General features: G+C 41.2%; 18 protein-coding genes and 1 tRNA gene. 6 read left to right on the top strand and 13 right to left on the bottom strand.

Going from position 1 to position 19,103, the window contains the following annotated elements; all coding sequences use genetic code 11:
* Position 1: 1 nt before the first annotated feature.
* From OQY15_RS21490 to OQY15_RS21465, 6 genes are all read right to left on the bottom strand, one after another.
* Positions 2–538, bottom strand: coding sequence for a biopolymer transporter ExbD (locus OQY15_RS21490; protein ID WP_265794148.1), 537 nt, complete (start codon positions 536–538; stop codon positions 2–4).
* An 11-nt stretch (positions 539–549) separates the two neighbouring features.
* Positions 550–1,161: a biopolymer transporter ExbD gene (locus tag OQY15_RS21485; RefSeq protein ID WP_265794147.1), complete on the bottom strand. Its 612-nt coding sequence runs from the start codon at positions 1,159–1,161 to the stop codon at positions 550–552.
* An 85-nt stretch (positions 1,162–1,246) separates the two neighbouring features.
* Positions 1,247–2,077 carry a MotA/TolQ/ExbB proton channel family protein gene (locus tag OQY15_RS21480; protein ID WP_265794146.1) on the bottom strand — a complete coding sequence of 277 codons (831 nt, stop codon included), beginning with the start codon at positions 2,075–2,077 and terminating at the stop codon, positions 1,247–1,249.
* 293 nt (positions 2,078–2,370) lie between these two features.
* Positions 2,371–3,972, bottom strand: coding sequence for a phosphoenolpyruvate carboxykinase (ATP) (gene pckA, locus OQY15_RS21475; protein WP_265794144.1), 1,602 nt, complete (start codon positions 3,970–3,972; stop codon positions 2,371–2,373).
* A gap of 132 nt (positions 3,973–4,104) precedes the next feature.
* Positions 4,105–4,461 (bottom strand): translation initiation factor, encoded by a 357-nt coding sequence (locus OQY15_RS21470; protein ID WP_265794143.1) that lies wholly within the window; start codon positions 4,459–4,461, stop codon positions 4,105–4,107.
* Positions 4,462–4,467: 6 nt separating this feature from the next.
* Complete coding sequence (locus tag OQY15_RS21465; protein WP_265794142.1) at positions 4,468–5,367, bottom strand: YegS/Rv2252/BmrU family lipid kinase; 900 nt, start codon at positions 5,365–5,367, stop codon at positions 4,468–4,470.
* A gap of 233 nt (positions 5,368–5,600) precedes the next feature.
* Here OQY15_RS21465 and metK point away from each other — a divergent pair, with 233 nt between their 5' ends.
* Both metK and OQY15_RS21455 read left to right on the top strand, forming a co-directional pair.
* Positions 5,601–6,869 (top strand): methionine adenosyltransferase, encoded by a 1,269-nt coding sequence (gene metK, locus OQY15_RS21460; RefSeq protein ID WP_265794139.1) that lies wholly within the window; start codon positions 5,601–5,603, stop codon positions 6,867–6,869.
* Between the two features lie 130 nt (positions 6,870–6,999).
* Entirely contained in the window at positions 7,000–7,347 is a 348-nt protein-coding gene (locus tag OQY15_RS21455) for a hypothetical protein (protein WP_265794137.1), read from the top strand.
* A 70-nt stretch (positions 7,348–7,417) separates the two neighbouring features.
* Here the strand turns inward: OQY15_RS21455 and OQY15_RS21450 are convergent, their stop codons facing one another.
* Positions 7,418–8,230, bottom strand: a complete 813-nt coding sequence (locus OQY15_RS21450) for an SDR family oxidoreductase (RefSeq protein WP_265794135.1) — start codon at positions 8,228–8,230, stop codon at positions 7,418–7,420.
* Positions 8,231–8,738: 508 nt separating this feature from the next.
* Here OQY15_RS21450 and OQY15_RS21445 point away from each other — a divergent pair.
* Positions 8,739–9,407, top strand: a complete 669-nt coding sequence (locus OQY15_RS21445; protein WP_265794133.1) for an ATP-binding cassette domain-containing protein — start codon at positions 8,739–8,741, stop codon at positions 9,405–9,407.
* Here the strand turns inward: OQY15_RS21445 and OQY15_RS21440 are convergent.
* The 4 genes from OQY15_RS21440 to OQY15_RS21425 form a co-directional block, all read right to left on the bottom strand.
* Complete coding sequence (locus OQY15_RS21440) at positions 9,394–10,323, bottom strand: class I SAM-dependent methyltransferase (protein WP_265794130.1); 930 nt, start codon at positions 10,321–10,323, stop codon at positions 9,394–9,396. The genes OQY15_RS21445 and OQY15_RS21440 overlap by 14 nt on opposite strands.
* Positions 10,324–10,492: 169 nt before the next feature.
* Positions 10,493–10,566, bottom strand: a tRNA-Asp gene (locus OQY15_RS21435).
* A gap of 88 nt (positions 10,567–10,654) precedes the next feature.
* Entirely contained in the window at positions 10,655–11,728 is a 1,074-nt protein-coding gene (prfA, locus tag OQY15_RS21430; RefSeq protein WP_265794129.1) for a peptide chain release factor 1, read from the bottom strand.
* A gap of 127 nt (positions 11,729–11,855) precedes the next feature.
* Entirely contained in the window at positions 11,856–12,611 is a 756-nt protein-coding gene (locus OQY15_RS21425; RefSeq protein WP_265794127.1) for a UDP-2,3-diacylglucosamine diphosphatase, read from the bottom strand.
* A gap of 201 nt (positions 12,612–12,812) precedes the next feature.
* Here OQY15_RS21425 and OQY15_RS21420 point away from each other — a divergent pair, with 201 nt between their 5' ends.
* Both OQY15_RS21420 and OQY15_RS21415 read left to right on the top strand, forming a co-directional pair.
* On the top strand, positions 12,813–13,823 hold the full coding sequence (locus tag OQY15_RS21420) for an NAD(P)/FAD-dependent oxidoreductase (protein ID WP_265794126.1): 1,011 nt from the start codon (positions 12,813–12,815) through the stop codon (positions 13,821–13,823).
* 2 nt (positions 13,824–13,825) lie between these two features.
* Complete coding sequence (locus OQY15_RS21415; RefSeq protein ID WP_090560044.1) at positions 13,826–14,152, top strand: 2Fe-2S iron-sulfur cluster-binding protein; 327 nt, start codon at positions 13,826–13,828, stop codon at positions 14,150–14,152.
* Here the strand turns inward: OQY15_RS21415 and OQY15_RS21410 are convergent.
* Both OQY15_RS21410 and OQY15_RS21405 read right to left on the bottom strand, forming a co-directional pair.
* Positions 14,149–15,843 (bottom strand): S41 family peptidase, encoded by a 1,695-nt coding sequence (locus OQY15_RS21410; RefSeq protein ID WP_265794123.1) that lies wholly within the window; start codon positions 15,841–15,843, stop codon positions 14,149–14,151. The two genes, OQY15_RS21415 and OQY15_RS21410, sit on opposite strands and share 4 nt — an antisense overlap.
* Before the next feature lie 36 nt (positions 15,844–15,879).
* Positions 15,880–16,095, bottom strand: coding sequence for a hypothetical protein (locus tag OQY15_RS21405; protein WP_265794120.1), 216 nt, complete (start codon positions 16,093–16,095; stop codon positions 15,880–15,882).
* A gap of 126 nt (positions 16,096–16,221) precedes the next feature.
* Here OQY15_RS21405 and OQY15_RS21400 point away from each other — a divergent pair, with 126 nt between their 5' ends.
* The gene (locus OQY15_RS21400) at positions 16,222–19,074 is read left to right on the top strand and encodes a M16 family metallopeptidase (protein WP_265794118.1); all 2,853 of its coding nucleotides are present in this window, start codon (positions 16,222–16,224) and stop codon (positions 19,072–19,074) included.
* Positions 19,075–19,103: the final 29 nt, after the last annotated feature.

Here is a 19,103-nt window from a genome sequence, read left to right as displayed (position 1 = left end):
ATTATAAAATTCCCTGTTGCTTCATGAAAGCTTTTTCATTATCAAGGATGTTTTCATCATCAATCGCAGGAGCAGTTTTAATGCCTGTGATTAACAACTCGTCCATGATATCAACAAAGTTTTTATAATTAGCACCCTCAGTAGGTTTAATTACCATTACGATATCCTTACCTGTACTTTCTTTTACTTTTTTCTTATTATCCAGGATAGTCTGTCTGATCTGACTGAAACTCTGAATCTCAGGGGCTGTTTTACCTGCTTCTCCCATGTACCATGCTACTTTATTGTTTTTACCCAATAAGATAGTCATTGTCTGCGATGCCCTTAATTCTAATTTCTGCTCGTTCTTCTCATCTTTATCCGGCTTAGCGATATCCATCGCCTGTGGTTTACTCAGCGTGGTGGTCAACATAAAGAAGGTAATCAATAAGAACGCTAAATCAACCATTGCGGTTAAATCTACTCTCGTAGAAGCTTTCTTACTCCTGACCTTGCCTCCTTTTTTGCCACCCCCGCTGGAGGTATCTAATTCTGCCATGTTAGTATTAGTTAGTTACCGCCTTCAGCAGTAGTGATTAAACTAAATTTATTAATTTTTTGTTTCTGCAGGATATCAACGATCTTTTTAACCGTTTTATATTCTTCAGCAGCGTCACCTTTGATACTTACACGCATACCTTCAGAGTGTAGCTCAGCAACAGATTTACGTGCATTCAGAATCCAGTCGGACAGCTGATTGTTTGTTGAATCTGCCGGGATACCTGTTTCAAGACCAGATTTCTTTCTTTCACCGCCATCCATAGCAATAAACTTTTTAAGGTTCTGGATAGGGACACCAAAGGATCCGATTACGCTAAAGCGTTTTCGCTCTTCTGGCGTAAAACTGATTTTGTACTGTTCTCCCATCTTATCCAGAGTCGCAGCTCTGACATCAGGACCGGCAGTCTCAAAAAATACTTTGCCGGTTCCGATTGTTAAGATTGAAATATCCTTCTCCGGAACTTTGAGCTTATATGTAGAGGATGGTAACTTAACATCCAATGGATCCGGTTCTTTTGCAGTTGCTGATAATATGAAGTAAGTAAGTAACAGGAAGGATACGTCGCACATGGCGGTCATATCGATCGAGGTACTTTTTCTTGCAACTTTTGCTCTTGCCATAATTTTAAAATTACTTATGTTTTATATAATGATGTTAATTCTTCCGGTTTTCCATAAAGCCGGTAAAAAAAAATAACATTATTTTCTATTTATGCGTAGAAGCATAAGTTTGGATGATGCTAAAACCAGCTTCATCAATTGCATAAGTTAATTTATCAATTTTTGAAGTCAGGATGTTGTACATGATAATCGCTAAAGTTGAAGTACCAATACCTGTTGCTGTATTGATCAATGCTTCAGAGATACCTGTTGCTAACGCTGCTGAATCTGGTGAACCAGCTGCACCTAAACCACCGAAGGCCTTGATCATACCTGTTACTGTTCCCAATAGTCCCATCAGTGTACCTACAGATACTAATGTTGCAATTACTGTTAAGTTTTGCTCTAACATTGGCATTTCTAATGTAGTTGCTTCTTCGATATCTTTCTGGATAGCTAAGCATTTCTGATCTGTGTCCATGTTAGCTTCAACTTCCATTTCACGGTATTTTTTCAAACCAGATTTGATTACGTTGGCTACTGAACCTTTTTGTTTATCGCATTCTGCAATTGCAGCTTCGATGTTATTTGAATTTAAAAGCGCTTGTACTTTTTTAACAAAAGCATCTAAACCTGATGTACCTGTTGCTTTTCCGATAACGATGAAACGCTCAACAGAGAATACGATTACCATTAAAAGCATACCCATTAGGATCGGAACGATAAATCCACCTTTGTAAGCCATACCTGCATAGTTACCAGTTTTTGGAAGATTTTCAATGTTGTTGTCAATGAAGTTGTTTGGATCTCCAAGAACAAATTTGAAAAGGAGAATTCCGATAATAATACAAATTGGGATAACTAATGTAGCGAATAGATTAGAAGCTGATGAAGAGCTTTCTTGTTTAACTGTTGTTGGTTTTGGTGCGTTTGCCATTTTTTTTTAGTTTTTGAGTTTTTAGTACTTTGTTTTTTTAAATTTTCTAAATGTAGATTATTATTCTGTAATACACACAACGACGAATAGAATCAAATGTTGCAATAAACAAATTTATAACTTTGATTTAAATTCCAAATTAAATTATCGTTATCAGCTAAAATAGATTAATCGCGACCAAATTCTCTTTGCAGTAGTGTATATTAAAAAAGATTGCCTCGTTTGGGAGACAATCTTTCACAATGAAAACTAAAAAAAAATTGAAATGCAAATTTTTCCCTAAAAAAAATGATTTAAACGGTGTTTTCCACAACTTTTGGGATTGATTCCCATATTTCCCCAGTAGCCAGCTCCCCAAACTGACCAAAATTTTCAATAAACGCTTTCGCCAGTTCATTTGTTTTAAGATCATATTTATTTTTATCTTTCCAGGTATTTCTGGGGTCTAAGATCTCTGAAGGTACTCCCGGACAAGCTTCAGGCATTAATATCCCGAAAACAGGATGCGCTTTGAATTTCGCTGCTTTTAATTCCCCTTCCAGCACGGCAGTAATCAGTGCTCTGGTATGGCTCAGTTTCATGCGTTGCCCTTCTCCGTAAGCTCCGCCACTCCATCCCGTATTCACCAGCCACACATTTACCTGATGTTTATCCATCTTTTCTCCCAGCAGTGCCGCATATTTCGCAGGGTGAAGTGGCAGAAACGCTTTCCCAAAACAAGCCGAAAATGTAACCTGTGGTTCCGTTATACCTGCCTCGGTCCCTGCCACCTTAGCGGTATAGCCAGATATAAAATGAAACATCGCCTGTCCGCGTGTTAATTTAGAAAGCGGAGGTAATACCCCGAATGCATCTGCGGTAAGAAAGAAAATATTTCCGGGAACTGCTGCTATGGAAGGTACAGCAGCATTATGTATGTAATGTATCGGATAAGCTACCCTTGTATTTTCTGTCTTTTCAATATTTGAATAATCTACCTCCCTGCTGCCACTAAAGTAGTTGACATTCTCGAGCATGGCACCAAACCGTATTGCGGCATGGATCTCCGGCTCTTTCTCCGCCGTCAGATCAGCACACTTTGCATAACATCCCCCTTCAAAATTAAAAACACTATTTTCTCCCCAGCCATGCTCATCATCACCGATCAGGCTTCTCTGCGGATCTGCAGATAAGGTTGTTTTACCTGTCCCGGAAAGACCGAAGAAGATTGCAGTATCTCCTTTTGCTCCAACATTAGCAGAACAATGCATAGATAAGGTATGCCGCTGCTCCGGTAAAATAAAGTTCAATACAGAAAATATACCTTTTTTAATTTCACCGGTATACCCCGTGCCGCCAATCAGGATAATCTTCCTGGAGAAATTCAGAATTGAAAAATTAGCCTGTCTTGTCCCATCGGTTGAAGGATCTGCAAAGAAATCCGGGGCTGCAATAATTGTCCACTCCGGATGAGTAGTTTCCAATTCCTCTGGTCTTAAAAACAAATTGCAGGCAAAAAGATTCTGATAGGCAGTACCCGTGATTACCCTTATACCTATTCTGTAAGTTTCATCAGCACAGGCAAAGGCATCCCTTACATAAAATTTATTCTGGTTCAGATGGGAACACACCTTGCTAAGCAAAGAGTCAAAATCTGAAGGGCTGAAGCGTATATTGATATCGCCCCACCAAACAGTGTCACGTGTGATATCATCCAGAACAATAAATCTGTCTTTAGGAGACCGCCCTGTAAACTTCCCTGTATCTACTGCCAGGGCGCCTGCCGATGTAAGTGTACCTTCACCGTTCCTGACAGCTTCTTCGATCAGTTCAGGCACACTGAGCTGATACAATGCGTGATCATTACCCAGATTCAGCCATGAAAGGTCTGGCCCGGGCATTAAAACTTTGTTCATAACAAGAATATTTGGTATGACAAAGCTAAGGAGTTATTTATTTAAATTTTATTCTTTCAAATGAAAATTTTTAATATTGTAGCATTTACACTAACAATTAATAATCTGTAAATCAAATTATTAACAGCTATATTAGCCACCTGATTTTTTTGCTTTATATCCTTCTTTTTGTAAGATGAGCATGACCTTATCTCTGAAATCTCCCTGAATGATGATCTCTCCATCTTTGGCTGCCCCTCCTACCCCACACTTAGTCTTCAGCATTTTTGCCAGTATTTCCAGATCCGCGTCAATACCACGGTATCCCGTAATCAGCGTAACAGCTTTACCACCCCGGTTCTTACGGTCAAGTGTTACCCGGAGGTCCTGTTGATTATTCGCCGGCGTAGTTTCAGCAGCGTCCTGTTCCTGCTCATAATTGAAGGAGGGATCAGTGGAATACATGATTCCGCCAAGGTCGCTGAGTGATCTTTTCTTTGGGTTGCTCATATTTTATCAGATAATGGCAGCTGTCTCTGCCGGTACAATTACATTTAGAGAAAGGGGAGCGATGGAAACGGCTATTTCCCTGCCCATAAAAAATGGTTCTCCGTCAATATGTATAGGAGCATCTTCTACCCTTGTGATCTGGATTTCCCTGCCTTTGATAATTTCCACCATGTCTGACTGATCAGTACTTGCATTTAACATTTGATAGGCCAGCAGAGGAATTTTATATAGCGGAAATGATTTAATGATACATACATCAAGCAGGCCATCGGTTACCGAAGCCTGGGGCGATACATGGGCATTATTTCCATACTGTGATGAATTGGCTACGCTAACTACAAATGCCGTACGTGTGTATCCTTTGCCATCTATCAGCAAATGATAAGTTTCAGGCTTGTAATTCAACATCTCTTTCAAACCCAATTTTAAATAACCGGAAAGCCCCCTCTTTTTATTACCTACAAAAACAGAACTGATATGTGCATCAAATCCCATCCCCGCCATATTGAAGAAAAACTTATCATTAAAAGTTCCTGTGTCGATCTTTACTACATTTAGACCATTGATCACCTGGATCGATTTTGCTGTATTCATCGGGATCTGAAGAAATCTTGCCAGCCCGTTGCCGGATCCAAAAGGAATAATCCCCAGGGTCTTTTGCTGTTGCATCACTTTTGTTGCAATTTCGTTGATGGTACCATCACCACCTACAGCTACGATTACATCAAAATTTTTGTTGGCAGCCTCTTCAGCGATTTCCGCAGCATGTCCTACATATTCTGTGAAGCTATAGTTTGGATTAAACTTGGAGCGGTCCAGGTTTGCATCAATGATAGCTGGTATCTTCAATTTATCTTTCCCGCCAGATATAGGATTGATAATAAATAGAATGTTCGACTTTGCCAATGGGTAATGAATTAATTCGAGTACAAAATAATTGATATTTTTTGACTAAATTGAATATATATAGTAATTTTGCAATCCTAAGGTGGACTGATTTGCGATGTTATGTGTACATAACGGGATTGCAACCACGTAAAAAAAAGTGCTAACCATTCATACACTTCCTTTTACTGCCTGTTTTTGCAGGGTCATTATCCATTTTATATAATTGTTGATTATAAAATTAATTATTTAAAATGTCGTACTTATTTACATCAGAATCTGTTTCTGAAGGCCATCCGGATAAAGTAGCAGATCAAATTTCAGATGCACTCATCGATAATTTCTTAGCATTTGATCCAGAATCCAAAGTTGCATGTGAAACTTTAGTTACAACGGGGCAGGTATTTCTTGCTGGTGAAGTGAAATCTAAAGCTTATCTCGACGTACAAAAAATTGCACGTGAAGTAATCAGCAAAATTGGTTATACTAAAGGTGAATACATGTTCGACAGTAATTCCTGCAGTGTTTTATCCGCTATTCATGAGCAGTCTCCAGATATCAATCAAGGTGTTGATAAAGCTGACAAAACCACGCAGGGTGCGGGCGATCAGGGAATGATGTTTGGTTATGCCACCATAGAAACTGAGAACTACATGCCTTTAGCACTCGATCTTGCTCATAAGATTCTTATTGAGCTGGCAGCTATCCGCCGTGAAAACAGCGAAATCAAGTATTTACGCCCTGATGCAAAATCTCAGGTTACGCTGGAATATAATGACAACAACGAACCTGTAAGGATCGATTCAATTGTAGTGTCTACACAACATGACGATTTTGATGAAGAACAGGCAATGCTTAAGAAAATCAAGGAAGATATCATCAACATCCTTATTCCACGTGTATCCAGTCAATATCCGCAGTTTGCACATTTATTTAATAAGGATATTAAATATCACATCAACCCGACCGGCAAATTTGTTATCGGTGGCCCGCATGGTGATACTGGTTTAACAGGTAGGAAGATCATCGTTGATACTTACGGTGGTAAAGGTGCCCACGGTGGTGGTGCCTTCTCTGGTAAAGACCCATCTAAAGTTGACCGTTCTGCTGCTTATGCAACCAGGCACATCGCTAAGAACCTTGTTGCAGCAGGTGTTGCAGACGAAGTTCTTGTACAGGTTTCATATGCTATAGGTGTTGCCCAACCCATGGGAATCTACGTAAACACTTATGGAACCGCTAAAGTGAAGAATGCTGACGGCAATACTCTTACTGATGGTGCAATAGCTAAAGAAGTGGAAAAAATCTTCGATATGACGCCTTATGGTATCGAAACACGTTTAAAACTGCGTAACCCTATTTATTCAGAAACCGCAGCTTATGGTCACTTTGGAAAAAACAATGAGGTAGTTACCAAAGTATTCAAAGCTTCCAATGGCGAAGAATCTTCAGTTGAGGTTGAATTGTTTACCTGGGAAAAATTAGACCATGTAGATGCTGTGAAAACGGCGTTTTCTCTATAAAGAAAGAGGTGATCTCAAATCATCTGATCATAAGGGCTGTATCATTTATTTGATGCAGCCCTTTTGTTTTACAGACAAAAAAACGAAACCATTTCCTACAGCCTTTGTTATAATGAAAACAATCTTTATTATGGAACAGCCAATAGAAATGACCACACTTAGCCAGATTCTGGAAAAACTGAGACAAAAAGGTTTCGACAACGAAATAAAGATGACCGACCATGGTAAAATGCAAGGCGTGGGTCTCAACAAAATTTACAATCCTGAAGATCTGACCATCATAAAAACTTATCGTTTTGAAGGGGATTCTGATCCTGCTGATAACTCTGTACTTTATCTGCTGGAGGATAAAGACGGACAGATTGGGTATATCATGGATGCTTATGGAACGTACAGTTCGCAGGAAAACGCAGGATTTAATGACTTCTTAAAAAAAATCCCTACTGCTGACCGTGATCTGCAGGAACTGTTGAAATAACAGCTCAGAAAATTTGAAAAAAAACCAGATCGCTCAGGCAATCTGGTTTTTTTATTTAATGAAGTTAGAATTACTTGATATTATAGTATCCGTTGATCATTTTGGAAAACATTGTACTAGGCAATAGTGCCTTTACAATCAGCGGTAATTTGGTCTGATCAAAAGCACCTACCATATACCGGTGCGCAGGCTTAGATTTTCCAACAATCTTCGTAATCAGCTTTCCGACTATGGCCGGATTTCCGCCATTGACTTCATTCTTCTCCACGATTTCAATCGCAGCATCGTATTCCCTTTTTAGCTTTTCATGCGGCAATGAAAAGGGCAATTTTTCGCGGCTACTGGTATTATTTGTTTTAAAATCGCCGGGATTGACCACCGTGACATCAACTCCGGTATTTTGTAATTCCATACGGAGCGACTGAGAATATCCTTCAAGCGCAAACTTAGCTGCGACATAAGTTCCAACATACGGCAGACCAAATAAACCAGCCACAGAGCTTATATTAATCACCAATCCCTTCTTCCGCTCAATCATGCCTGGCAATACCGCAGTACTTACACATACTACACCAAAGAAATTAACTTCAAATTGTTTTTTTGCAAACTCAACAGAAGTGTCATACAAAGGACCAGCCAGCACAATGCCCGCATTATTGATCAATACGTCGATCCTGCCTTCTGCTGCAATAATGGTTTCGATCCCCGACTTTACTGATTCATCATCCGTAATATCCATTTTTAATGGAATAAAGGCAATATCTTTTAATGCATGAACACTCCTGCTTGCTCCGTAGACAGTATGACCAGCAGCCTGAAGGGCATTTGCAGTTTCACGGCCAATGCCGGAAGAAGCACCTGTAACAAGAATTACTTTTTTCATTATTTATTGTATGTGAGTTTTTTGTATAAACTGGAGCAATCTAAATTAGGTCTTTCCACCCTAATTGTACAATTATAGAGTTAATTGTTATATCCTACTCTTTGCGCATGCAATTTTATGGTTTTATATGTAAAGCCGAAATACCCTAAATAGGTGATTTATCTTCTTCAGCAGTGCCTGCGTGATTAATAATTCCCTATATTGGAAGCTCATCAAAGGACAGCAAGATGCGGATATTAACAGGTTTATGTTTATTTTATAAAAAAATTATCATTCCACCTTTACTGTTATCTATTATTCTCTCATTTTTATTGCTGCCACGCCCTTATCTTTTTATAGGTACCGGAACTGCATTCATTCTTCTGTTTCCCACTATACACTACTTTACCTATGAGATCCGTAAACCCCGGGAATACTATTTTTATTACAATCTGGGTCTTGGCAAATTGATGTTATGGACAACCACAATTGGTGTTAGTTTCCTAACCGGATTTTTAATAATGGCGATATGAGCGGACTGCATGCAGACAGTATCAGAAAGGCTATAGGAAACAGACAAATTCTGAACGATGTATTCATCTCTTGCCAACCCGGACAAATTGTAGGCTTGCTGGGAAGAAATGGTTCCGGGAAGTCTACCTTATTAAAGATTATCTTCGGCTCGCTACAGAGTGACAATAAGTACGTAGCAATTGGGGGAACTAAAATCAACTCACTATTTGCAGGTAGGAAACTTATACACTACCTGCCACAGGATAGCTTCCTTCCAGATCACTTCAGCATCAAAAAGGCTGTATCATGTTTCTGCAATAAGGACAAGTCTGGTATAATGCTCAGGGACGATCTGATCAAACCTTTTTTAGATAAAAAGATCAGTCAGCTCTCCGGCGGAGAAAGGAGAATTGTTGAAGTAATGCTATTGGTTCATTCTGACGCCACCTATCTCCTGTTTGATGAACCTTTTAATGGGATCTCACCCATTCAAATTGACATTCTGAAAGATATCATCAAACAGCACTCCACTGACAAAGGATTTATCATTACCGACCACAGTTACGAGAATGTCCTGGATATTTCATCAACAGTAGTTTTGCTCGATAAAGGAAATACAAAGGTCATTAAAGAGCGTGAAGAACTTATTCAGTTCGGGTATTTACCACCCCTTAAATCTTCTTAAGATAAAAAACTGCCTGATCTCCCTGATGACTATCATTCAAGCGCCGGGCTTCATGTTCATATTCTGCCAATACTTCCTCTGAGAAAAAATCGACTGCTCTTCTGTATGCTTTCGTTTCTGCCTCTACAAAAGAAATATCACGTTTATACAATTCACTTCCCCAAAATTGAAAACCACTTGAATCATAAATCACATCGGTAATGCTGAAACCAGATTGTTCCGCCAATATTGCTATACTTTCCTCTGTATGGATAAAAAAGTGCCGCGGCGCATCAAGCTGAATCCATTGGTCACGATATATCTCCCAGGCTTTTCCAACCACTGGTATTCTGACAATCAGGTATCCGTCCTTCTTCAGCAGCGCATGGCTCTTTTTTAGCTCTTCCAATGGCTCAGACATATGCTCGAATACATGATGCATCATCAGCAAATCATAATGCCCTTTTTTAAGCTCAGATAAATCCTTTTGGAACACTTTAACACCATGACCATAATCAATGTCTTTACTGATAAATTTATCTACCCCCTGAACTTTCTGAAAACCGATGTTAAACAACTCACAGATCAGCTTGCCATTTCCGCAGCCAATATCCAATATTTTCTGGGATGGTCTTACACCAAGGGGCTTCAACCATTTCAACTGATCATTTTCATTTTTACGGTATCTCTTTTTGATTCTAAAATCATTAACCAATCTTTTCATCAGAGGCAGAGGTTTGATTTTTGGAATCACCTCTGTAAATGAATAATAATATGGCGGGTAATAGTCTGTGATCGCGTCAGGCAGGGCAAGTATTTGTATGGTGCTGCAACTTTGACAAATTCCATATTCAAATTCATCCCGGAAACCCAGCATCATTTCTTTTACAGTAAATATTTCTGATAGACCGGCTGCACACACTTCACAATTCTTCATATTGCAATTATCAATTTATGAGGTAAAGACGCTAAGTTAGAACAAATAGTTAATTCTAATATATGTTCTTTAAATCAATATTAATAATCAGATATGGTGAAGAAAAAATGTGTGATGAGTATAGATGGTAAATAAAAAAGCCTCTAATCATAAGATTAAAGGCTTTTTGCGGACCGGACGGGACTCGAACCCGCGACCTCCGCCGTGACAGGGCGGCATTCTAACCAGCTGAACTACCGGTCCGTTCTCCCTTTCGGGAATGCAAATATAGGAACTATAATCACATTACAAAATTAATATTTCAACTATTTTTGAAATAAAATCTAACTCCTTATGCTACAGAGCCCTCTTTCATTTTTTCTGCATTCTCAGCAAACTGAAGCGCGTCAATAAGCTCTTGAACACCCCCATCCATTACTCCATTCAGGTTATAAAGGGTTAAACCAATGCGGTGATCTGTAACCCTTCCCTGAGGATAGTTATAAGTTCTGATCTTCGCAGAGCGGTCTCCCGTAGAAACCATCGTTTTACGTCTTGCAGCAATGTCACCATTCTTTTTCTGCAATTCTATATCATAAAGCTTACTCCGCAGCATCTCCATAGCAATCTCCCGGTTACCAAGCTGTGAACGCTCCTGCTGACAAACCACTACCAGTCCCGTAGGCCTGTGAGTAAGCTGCACTTTAGTCTCTACCTTGTTTACATTCTGTCCACCGGCACCACCTGAACGGGAAGTCTGCAGGTCAATATCAGCGGGGTTTAAGTAGAAGTCGATTTCTTCCGCCTCTGGCAACACTGCTACAGAAGCTGCAGAAGTATGTACGCGGCCCTGAGTTTCTGTGTCAGGCACGCGCTGTACGCGGTGTACACCAGACTCATACTTCAGCTGTCCGTAAACATCTTCTCCTGAAACCTTCATGATTACCTCTTTGTAACCACCGGCAGTACCTTCAGTCACATCTACCACTTCAACTTTCCAACGCTTCTGCTCAAAGAAACGGCTGTACATCCTGTATAAATCACCGGCAAATAAGGCCGCTTCATCGCCACCAGTTCCACCACGGATCTCAAATACTGCGTTTTTGGCATCTTCAGGATCCACTGGAATCAACATCAGACGAACACGTTCTTCGATCTCTTCCTGCTGTACCAACAGCCCATCAAGTTCTTCTTTCGCCATTTCCCTCATCTCTGCATCCTTTTCAGTGGCCAGGATTTCCTTGTTGGCATCAATATTACTCATCACGTTTTTATAGACTTTGTATACTTCTACAATCTTCGTGAGGTCTTTATATTCTCTATTTAACTGAGCAAACCGCTTCATGTCCTGCATGGTATCGGGATTACTCAATTGTTCTTCCACATCTTCCCAGCGGATTTTTATGGCTTCTAATTTCTCTAACATAATCGTTTATTGAACATAATTAATAACGGATATGCATAGCATCAAAATACAACGAAGCACCCGTTATTAAATGGGATTACAAAAATAAGCTTTTTAATAGAATTTTATATTTGTTTTTACGGATAGCTTAGCTGTCACTCTTTTCAAAGTACTTCAAGCTCAACTCTTCCCCATCGAAAACCACATATGAATTATAGTTAAACCAGTCTCCGGTGTTGTAATAAAAGCTGTGATCTCCGAGGTCGATGATCATTGGCAGGTGGCGGTGACCATATATAAAGTAATCATAATGCTGCTTTGCCAACACCTCCTTTGAATGTATAGCCAGCCATTCCTCCTTTTCTCCCAGAAAAGGCTCCTCAACCTTAATATTCACGTTTCTGCTTTTCACAGACCAGCCGGTTGCAATCCCAAGTCCTATTCTTGGCGGCAGCATTGAAAACAGCCATCGGCATACAGGGTTTCTGAAGATCTTTCTTAATATCCTGTAATTGCCATCCCCGGGTCCAAGCCCGTCACCATGATGCAGATAGAAACTCTTTCCGCCACGATGGATCACCAGTTCATCACTGACAATCTGCATACCCATCTCCTTGACAAAGTAATCTTCAACCCACATGTCATGGTTGCCCTTGAAGAAATAAAGCTTGATACCGGCATCCGACATCGCTGCCAGTTTTCCTTGCAAACGGATAAATCCCTTAGGGATCACTGTCTTGTACTCAAACCAGAAATCAAAGATATCCCCCATCAGAAATAATTCCGAGCAGGTCGGTTCTATCTCATTTAACCATCGTACTACACGGTCTTCACGAATGCGGCTCTGTTCATGATTTGGAGATCCCAGGTGGAAATCCGAAGCAAAATATATGTTCTTTGTCATCAATAGCTCAAATATAGGCAACCATTTGATCAATTGTACCCAAAAATGACTTTCATAGCAAATATGTCAAAAGTGCTTAAGAGGGGCATAAAGACTATTATGTCGGTATATATTGTCAGAATTAACTAAAATTTGAACCATTTCTATACAATTCAGAACCATTACAAACTATTTTTGTAAATTCGCGTCAAATTTAAATACATGATTTCTACAGATATAGCCGTTATAGGCGCCGGACCCGTAGGGTTGTTTGCTATTTTTGAAGCAGGTTTATTGAAAATGCGTTGTCATTTAATTGATTATCTACCCCAGATTGGCGGTCAGCTGTCTGAGATATATCCGAAGAAACCTATTTATGATATCCCTGGTTATCCAAGTGTTCTGGCTCAGGAACTGGTAGATAACCTGCTGGAACAAGCTAAACCTTTTCATCCTGGATTTACTCTTGGAGAAAGAATCGAGAGTCTGGAAAAACGTGGAGAAGCAGATTTCGTACTTACAACCAACATGGGTACTGTCATCGAATCTAAAGTCGTGGTAATTGCTGGTGGATTGGGCTGCTTTGAGCCACGTAAACCTGCAGTTGAAGGATTGGAGCAATTTGAAAATGGTCGCGGTGTAAACTATATGATCCTTGATCCTGAGAAATACAGAGGACAGAAAATGGTGATTGCCGGCGGTGGTGACTCGGCCCTTGACTGGACGATATTCCTTGCAGACGTTGTTGATGAGCTTACGCTTGTACACCGCAGCGAAAGCTTCCGTGGTGCACCGGATTCAGTAAACAAAGTGATGGAACTTGCAGAAAGCGGAAAGATCAACCTCATCCTGAACAGCAACCTTAAATCAGTTTCAGGAGAAGGAAAACTGGAAAGCGTAGAGATCGTTCATAACAAAACGCTTGAAGTTACCAATGTAGAATCAGACCACCTGATCCCTCTTTTTGGATTGAGCCCTAAGTTAGGACCTATCGAAGCCTGGAACCTGAACATCAGCAAAAGCGCTATTGAAGTAAACACTGATGATTATTCTACAAATATCCCGGGTATCTATGCTATCGGCGATATCAACACTTATACAAACAAACTCAAACTAATCCTTTGTGGATTCCATGAGGCAGCATTGATGAGCCATAGTGCTTACCAGTATATGAACCCTGGTGTTAAATACACCATGAAATATACAACTGTTAATGGAGTAGCAGAATTTTAATAATGGAAGAAAATAATATTACCGTACACGTTCAGAATCCAGATGGTAGTCTAACAGCTCTGGAAGCGCCTGTGGATATGGGTTTAAGCCTGATGGAGTACCTCAAAGCCTGTGAATATGATATCCTGGCAACCTGTGGCGGAATGGCCCTTTGTGCCACCTGCTGCGTAGATGTTTTGGAAGGTGAAGAGAAGTTAAAGGAGATGACAGACGATGAATATGCGATGCTGGATACCTTACCGGATCTTTTGCCAAACTCCAGACTCGCCTGCCAGTTACAGCTGAGCCATGATATGGACGGCCTGGTTGTGAAATTACACGGAACTTAATTATTATCGGCGTCTGTGAGCGTTTTTGCAGGATCGCCGATAGTTTTATAAGCACCCTCACCTTTTAATATTGCAAGCATTTTAGTGGAGCTCGCCAGCACTGATTTTGCTGCCTCCAGCTCTTTATCATACTGGAATGCTTGCATTATTCTACCTTTCTCAAAATAGTACCTGCTCACGATCTGGCTTTCCAGTATTCTTTTGATCTCCGGTTTATGCGTGATCAGATCTGTTTTCCTAGCAACCAGCATCTTTGCCTTTAAATCGTCCAGGTCCGCTTTCACTTCCGGTAGCTTTTGTTCTTTCTCTGCTTCGGATCTCAGGTCATTCAATAATTTCTCCGTATTGGATACATAAGCATAGTCCTTCCCTTCGAGTGAGTTGGTAAATGCCGTATAATCCTCATCACTTAACTTAAACTCTGCTGCCGGAGCAATCACGGGATGACTTTTCTTATAGGCGTTTGCAAAGTCAAAGAACATGCTTTTGCTGATCAGAGATATTGTCACCGGACTCAATTTACTGGCACCCAGCACTACATCAGGATAGATTCCATTTCCATCATACACACTTCTGCCCGTCCTGGTATTGAATTTTGCAATCAGTGAATCGGCTATCCTGCCACTTTTACCGGCGGCACTTTTTTGCGAATAGTCGATAGCCTGGATACACCTGCCTGAAGGTGTGAAGTATTTAGCAACAGTAATTTTTACAAGACTGTTATAAGGCAGATTAAATGTTTGCTGTACCAAGCCTTTTCCATAACTGCGCTGACCAACAATCACCGCCCTGTCCAGGTCCTGCAGTGCCCCGGCTACAATTTCTGAAGCCGAAGCCGATGATCCGTTGATCAGAACTGTTAACGGTAAATCCGGCAGAAATGGCAGGGCATTGGTCTTGTAGTTGATGGTCTTTTCAGGATTACGCCCCTTTTGGGTGACGATAAGCATATCCTTGTTCACAAAAAGGTTCACAATTTTTACAGCTTCCTGCAGGATCCCTCCCCCATTATAACGCAGGTCCAGGATCATTCCCCTAGGGTGGAGTTTGTTTAATTCTACTGCAGCATTCTGCACTTCCTGGGCAGAGTTCTCCAGGAATTTATCCAGGCGGATATAAGCCACATCTCCTAACATCCCAGAATAGGTCACATTAGGCTGTCTGATCTCATCGCGGACCAGTTGTTTCTGGAGTAATGATCCTTCACGCAGCAGCAGCAGGTCAATGGCCGAGCCCCTTGGACCGCGTAACAGTGCACTTACCTGAAGACGGTCTTTACCTTTGATTTCCGTACCATTGATCTTCATGATCTGGTCGCCCGCCAGCATCCCTTGTTTAAAGGCCGGATAACCCTCGGTAACTTCATTCACGAAGAGTTTCCCCTCAATGAATACCGTGGATACACCTATTCCTCCGAACTGCGTACTCACATATTTAAGTTTGAAATCTTCTACCTCAGATTCGGGAACATAGACCGTATAGGGATCTAGTGTCTCCAGCATAGCATCAATCCCGCTTTTCATCAGATCTGCCGGGTCAGTCTCATCTACATAATTGATGCTGATCTCTTTGTAAAGTGATGCAAAAATATCCAGGTTTTTGGAAACCAGAAAAAGGTCTTCCTTAAAAGACCATGTAAAAGAGGCTATTGCAACAGTTGCAATCAGCAGTGCAAACTTATTTTTATTCATGAGCATGCAATTAGTAAACGGGGATGAAACCGATTTTTATAGCCTGTTTCCGGCAGGGTCGGCAAGTGCCTTGTTGATCGTGAATTCCACGTATCTGACATCCCTCTTTAGCAGTTGCGTCAACTGATCTACCAATTGATCTTCATTGCCAGGCGCAAAATTCAAATTCTCCTTAGCTAACTCCCTGTATTTTCTCAAAACTTTGATCTTAACGCGTTGCGCCGTTTCGGGAGTGAATGTAAAACTTGCCATATATAAATTCTTTATTACAAAAATATAAAAAAAACAGCAGATCAATCGTACTTCTTATATTTACCAGCTACCAACCTTCAAAACCATCCCGATTAAATCTATACCAAACAACCTATCAACTAGCTCATGATTAAAAAAACTAATTTTGCCTTACTGGGTATCGCCGTATGCCTCGCAGTCAGTACACCAGTATCAGCGCAAAAAAAGCCTCTCAAACCTAAGCAGTCTGCACCGGTAACTGCAGGAAGAACTATTCCTACAGACCCAGAAGTTAAGATTGGAAAACTGCCCAACGGTCTTACCTACTACATCAGGAAAAATACCGAACCTAAAAAAAGGGCCGAGCTCTATCTCGCAAACCGTATCGGCTCTCTGATGGAAAATGACGACCAGCAGGGACTGGCACATTTTACTGAGCATATGGCCTTCAACGGAACACGGGATTTCCCGAAGAATGATATCATCAATTATTTGCAGAAAGCAGGAGTACGCTTTGGTGCCGATCTCAATGCTTATACAGGATTTGACCAGACCGTTTATCAGCTGCCTATCCCTACAGACAGTGCAGAGGTGTTTAGAACAGGATTTAAAATCCTCTCCAATTGGGCCGGACGCATTTCAATGGCTGGAGAAGAAATAGACAGGGAACGTGGTGTGATTATCGAAGAAGATCGTCAGCGCGGAAAAAATGCACAGGAAAGGATGACAAAACAACTCCTGCCGGTACTGCTCAAAGATTCCAGATATGCAAACCGCATCCCTATCGGCAAGACAGACTTACTAAAAACGTTTACGCACGATAAGATCAAAAACTTTTATGCCGACTGGTACAGGCCCGACCTGCAAGCCGTAATTGCCGTGGGCGATTTTGATGTCGCTGAAGTTGAGAAGCTGATCATTGCAAACTTCTCAGATCTCAAAAATCCGCTGAAAGAAAAGGAAAGGGTTAAATACAGCCTGCCCGACAATAAGGAGCCACTGGTAAAAATCATTACTGACCCTGAACAGCAGTACAATATCGCCCTGGCTATTTATAAACACCATGGCACTGTCACAAAAACTACGGCCGACCTGCAAAAGAGTCTGATGTACAGCATGATCAACGCAATGATCTCTGCCCGCTTCCAGGAAATCCTGCAAAAAGGAAATGCGCCGTTCCTGTTTGCCCAAAGTGCTTACGGACCTTTCCAGGGTGGAATTATTCCTAATCTGGAAGCGTTTCAGACGGTGGTGGCAGCGAAATCGGGTAAAGATCTGGAGAGTGCTATCACTGCTGCCGTTGCAGAAACCGAAAGAGTAGTAAAATTTGGCTTTGTACAATCTGAACTGGATGTCGTAAAAAGGAACATTGAAGCGGGTAACGAAAAGAAACTGAAGGAGAAAGACAAAACTGCATCTGCCTCCTTTGTACAGCAATACCTCAACAATTTCCTCACTGGTTCTCCAATGGGATCCATTGATTTTAGCTATGCCGAAACAAAGAAAAGCCTGACTGCTATTACCCTGTCCCAGGTTAATATCCTTGCTAAAACTTTGCTTACACCCGAAAATCAGATTCTGATCGTACAGGCTCCTGAAAAAGAGAAAGCTAACCTCCCAACACAAACAGCATTGCTGGCGGCATTTAACAATGCCGGAAAAAACATTACAGCCTATGTTGATGATGCAGTTAATAAACCACTACTCACAAACAAACCTGTCGCAGGTAAAATAACTGCAGAAAAGAAATATGCAGATATCGACGTTACGGAGTGGACACTGAGCAATGGAATCAAAGTGATCCTTAAACCTACAGATTTTAAGAATGATCAGATCGCTTTCAGCTCTTTTGGCAGAGGCGGAACTTCCCTGGCCAATCCGGACGATTATCAGTCGGCCGACTTCTCCGGCATCATCCAGCAAAGTGGTGTAGGAGATTTTAATCCCTCCCAGCTGAATAAGTTGCTCGCAGGTAATACCGGCAGGGCAGAATCCTACATCGATGAGCTCTACCAGGGATTTTCCGGTTCTTCTTCGCCTAAGGATATCGAAACGGCATTCCAAATGGTGTATGCCTATGCTAACTCCCCAAGAAAAGACAGCGAGATCTACAATAAATATATCAGTGATTACAAAGTGACTCTCGAGAATAAAAATGCCAATCCGGCAAGTGTTTTCGCAGATACCGTACAGGCTGTCCTTTCTTCCTATAACAAAAGGAATATGCCAAATACATTGGCTGATGTGGATAAGGTATCACTTGATAAGGCTTTTGCTTTCTACAAAGAACGCTTCGCCGATCTTGGCGAACAAACTTTTGTGTTTGTGGGCAATTTTGACCTGGCAACAATCAGACCTCTGGTAGAGACCTATATAGCCAGCCTGCCTTCACTTGGTAAAAAACAGAACTTTGTGGATCTCGGAGCTAACCCTCCAAAGGGCCTGGTTAGCAAAACCGTTTACAAAGGGCTCGAAGATAAGGCCAGTGTACAATTGTATATTCATGGGGACTATGATTACACTGCAGGGAACAACGTCCAGCTCGAAGCATTAAGTACCGCATTGGAGAACAAAATTCTGGAAAGACTCAGGGAAAAAGAAAGTGGTGTATACAGCCCCTCAGTTAGACTCAGCGTGAGCAAATTCCCGAACTCACATTATTACTATACCATTTCATTCAGCTGTGCTACAGCCAATGTAGAAAAGCTGATTGCAGCTGCAATGGAAGAAGTCAGGGACATCAAAACCAATGGTGCAACTGCGGATGATATTTCCAAGTTCAAATCCGAAGAACAGCGGCAGACAGAACTGAACCTACGTAATAACGGTTACTGGCTCAGTTACCTGACTACGCGGCTCAAGTATGGGGACGATCTCAACCAGTTGCTGGGCGATAAAAAACGTATTGATGCGGTATCAGTTGAATCCACTAAAGCAGCTGCACAGCGGTTCCTGAATGGGGACAACTATATCCGTTTGGTACTCATGCCACAGAAATAGCCAATAAAAAAGCCGTCTCCCGGGGAGAC

The sequence above is a fragment of the Pedobacter sp. MC2016-15 genome, assembly GCF_026239695.1.
GTDB lineage: Bacteria > Bacteroidota > Bacteroidia > Sphingobacteriales > Sphingobacteriaceae > Pedobacter.
Note: the sequence above shows the minus strand (reverse complement) of the source record. Positions and strands in the feature narration are given on the sequence as shown.

Bases quoted from the DNA above. Each gene is read 5' to 3' on its own strand.
- OQY15_RS21440 (WP_265794130.1), bottom strand. From the start codon at position 10,323: ATGAAGAATTGTGAAGTGTGTGCAGCCGGTCTATCAGAAATATTTACT.
- OQY15_RS21425 (WP_265794127.1), bottom strand. From the start codon at position 12,611: ATGACAAAGAACATATATTTTGCTTCGGATTTCCACCTGGGATCTCCA.
- OQY15_RS21410 (WP_265794123.1), bottom strand. From the start codon at position 15,843: ATGAATAAAAATAAGTTTGCACTGCTGATTGCAACTGTTGCAATAGCC.
- OQY15_RS21485 (WP_265794147.1), bottom strand. From the start codon at position 1,161: ATGGCAAGAGCAAAAGTTGCAAGAAAAAGTACCTCGATCGATATGACC.
- OQY15_RS21455 (WP_265794137.1), top strand. From the start codon at position 7,000: ATGGAACAGCCAATAGAAATGACCACACTTAGCCAGATTCTGGAAAAA.
- prfA (WP_265794129.1), bottom strand. From the start codon at position 11,728: ATGTTAGAGAAATTAGAAGCCATAAAAATCCGCTGGGAAGATGTGGAA.
- pckA (WP_265794144.1), bottom strand. From the start codon at position 3,972: ATGAACAAAGTTTTAATGCCCGGGCCAGACCTTTCATGGCTGAATCTG.
- OQY15_RS21400 (WP_265794118.1), top strand. From the start codon at position 16,222: ATGATTAAAAAAACTAATTTTGCCTTACTGGGTATCGCCGTATGCCTC.
- OQY15_RS21420 (WP_265794126.1), top strand. From the start codon at position 12,813: ATGATTTCTACAGATATAGCCGTTATAGGCGCCGGACCCGTAGGGTTG.
- OQY15_RS21470 (WP_265794143.1), bottom strand. From the start codon at position 4,461: ATGAGCAACCCAAAGAAAAGATCACTCAGCGACCTTGGCGGAATCATG.
- OQY15_RS21450 (WP_265794135.1), bottom strand. From the start codon at position 8,230: ATGAAAAAAGTAATTCTTGTTACAGGTGCTTCTTCCGGCATTGGCCGT.
- OQY15_RS21490 (WP_265794148.1), bottom strand. From the start codon at position 538: ATGGCAGAATTAGATACCTCCAGCGGGGGTGGCAAAAAAGGAGGCAAG.
- OQY15_RS21415 (WP_090560044.1), top strand. From the start codon at position 13,826: ATGGAAGAAAATAATATTACCGTACACGTTCAGAATCCAGATGGTAGT.
- OQY15_RS21405 (WP_265794120.1), bottom strand. From the start codon at position 16,095: ATGGCAAGTTTTACATTCACTCCCGAAACGGCGCAACGCGTTAAGATC.
- metK (WP_265794139.1), top strand. From the start codon at position 5,601: ATGTCGTACTTATTTACATCAGAATCTGTTTCTGAAGGCCATCCGGAT.
- OQY15_RS21445 (WP_265794133.1), top strand. From the start codon at position 8,739: ATGAGCGGACTGCATGCAGACAGTATCAGAAAGGCTATAGGAAACAGA.
- OQY15_RS21480 (WP_265794146.1), bottom strand. From the start codon at position 2,077: ATGGCAAACGCACCAAAACCAACAACAGTTAAACAAGAAAGCTCTTCA.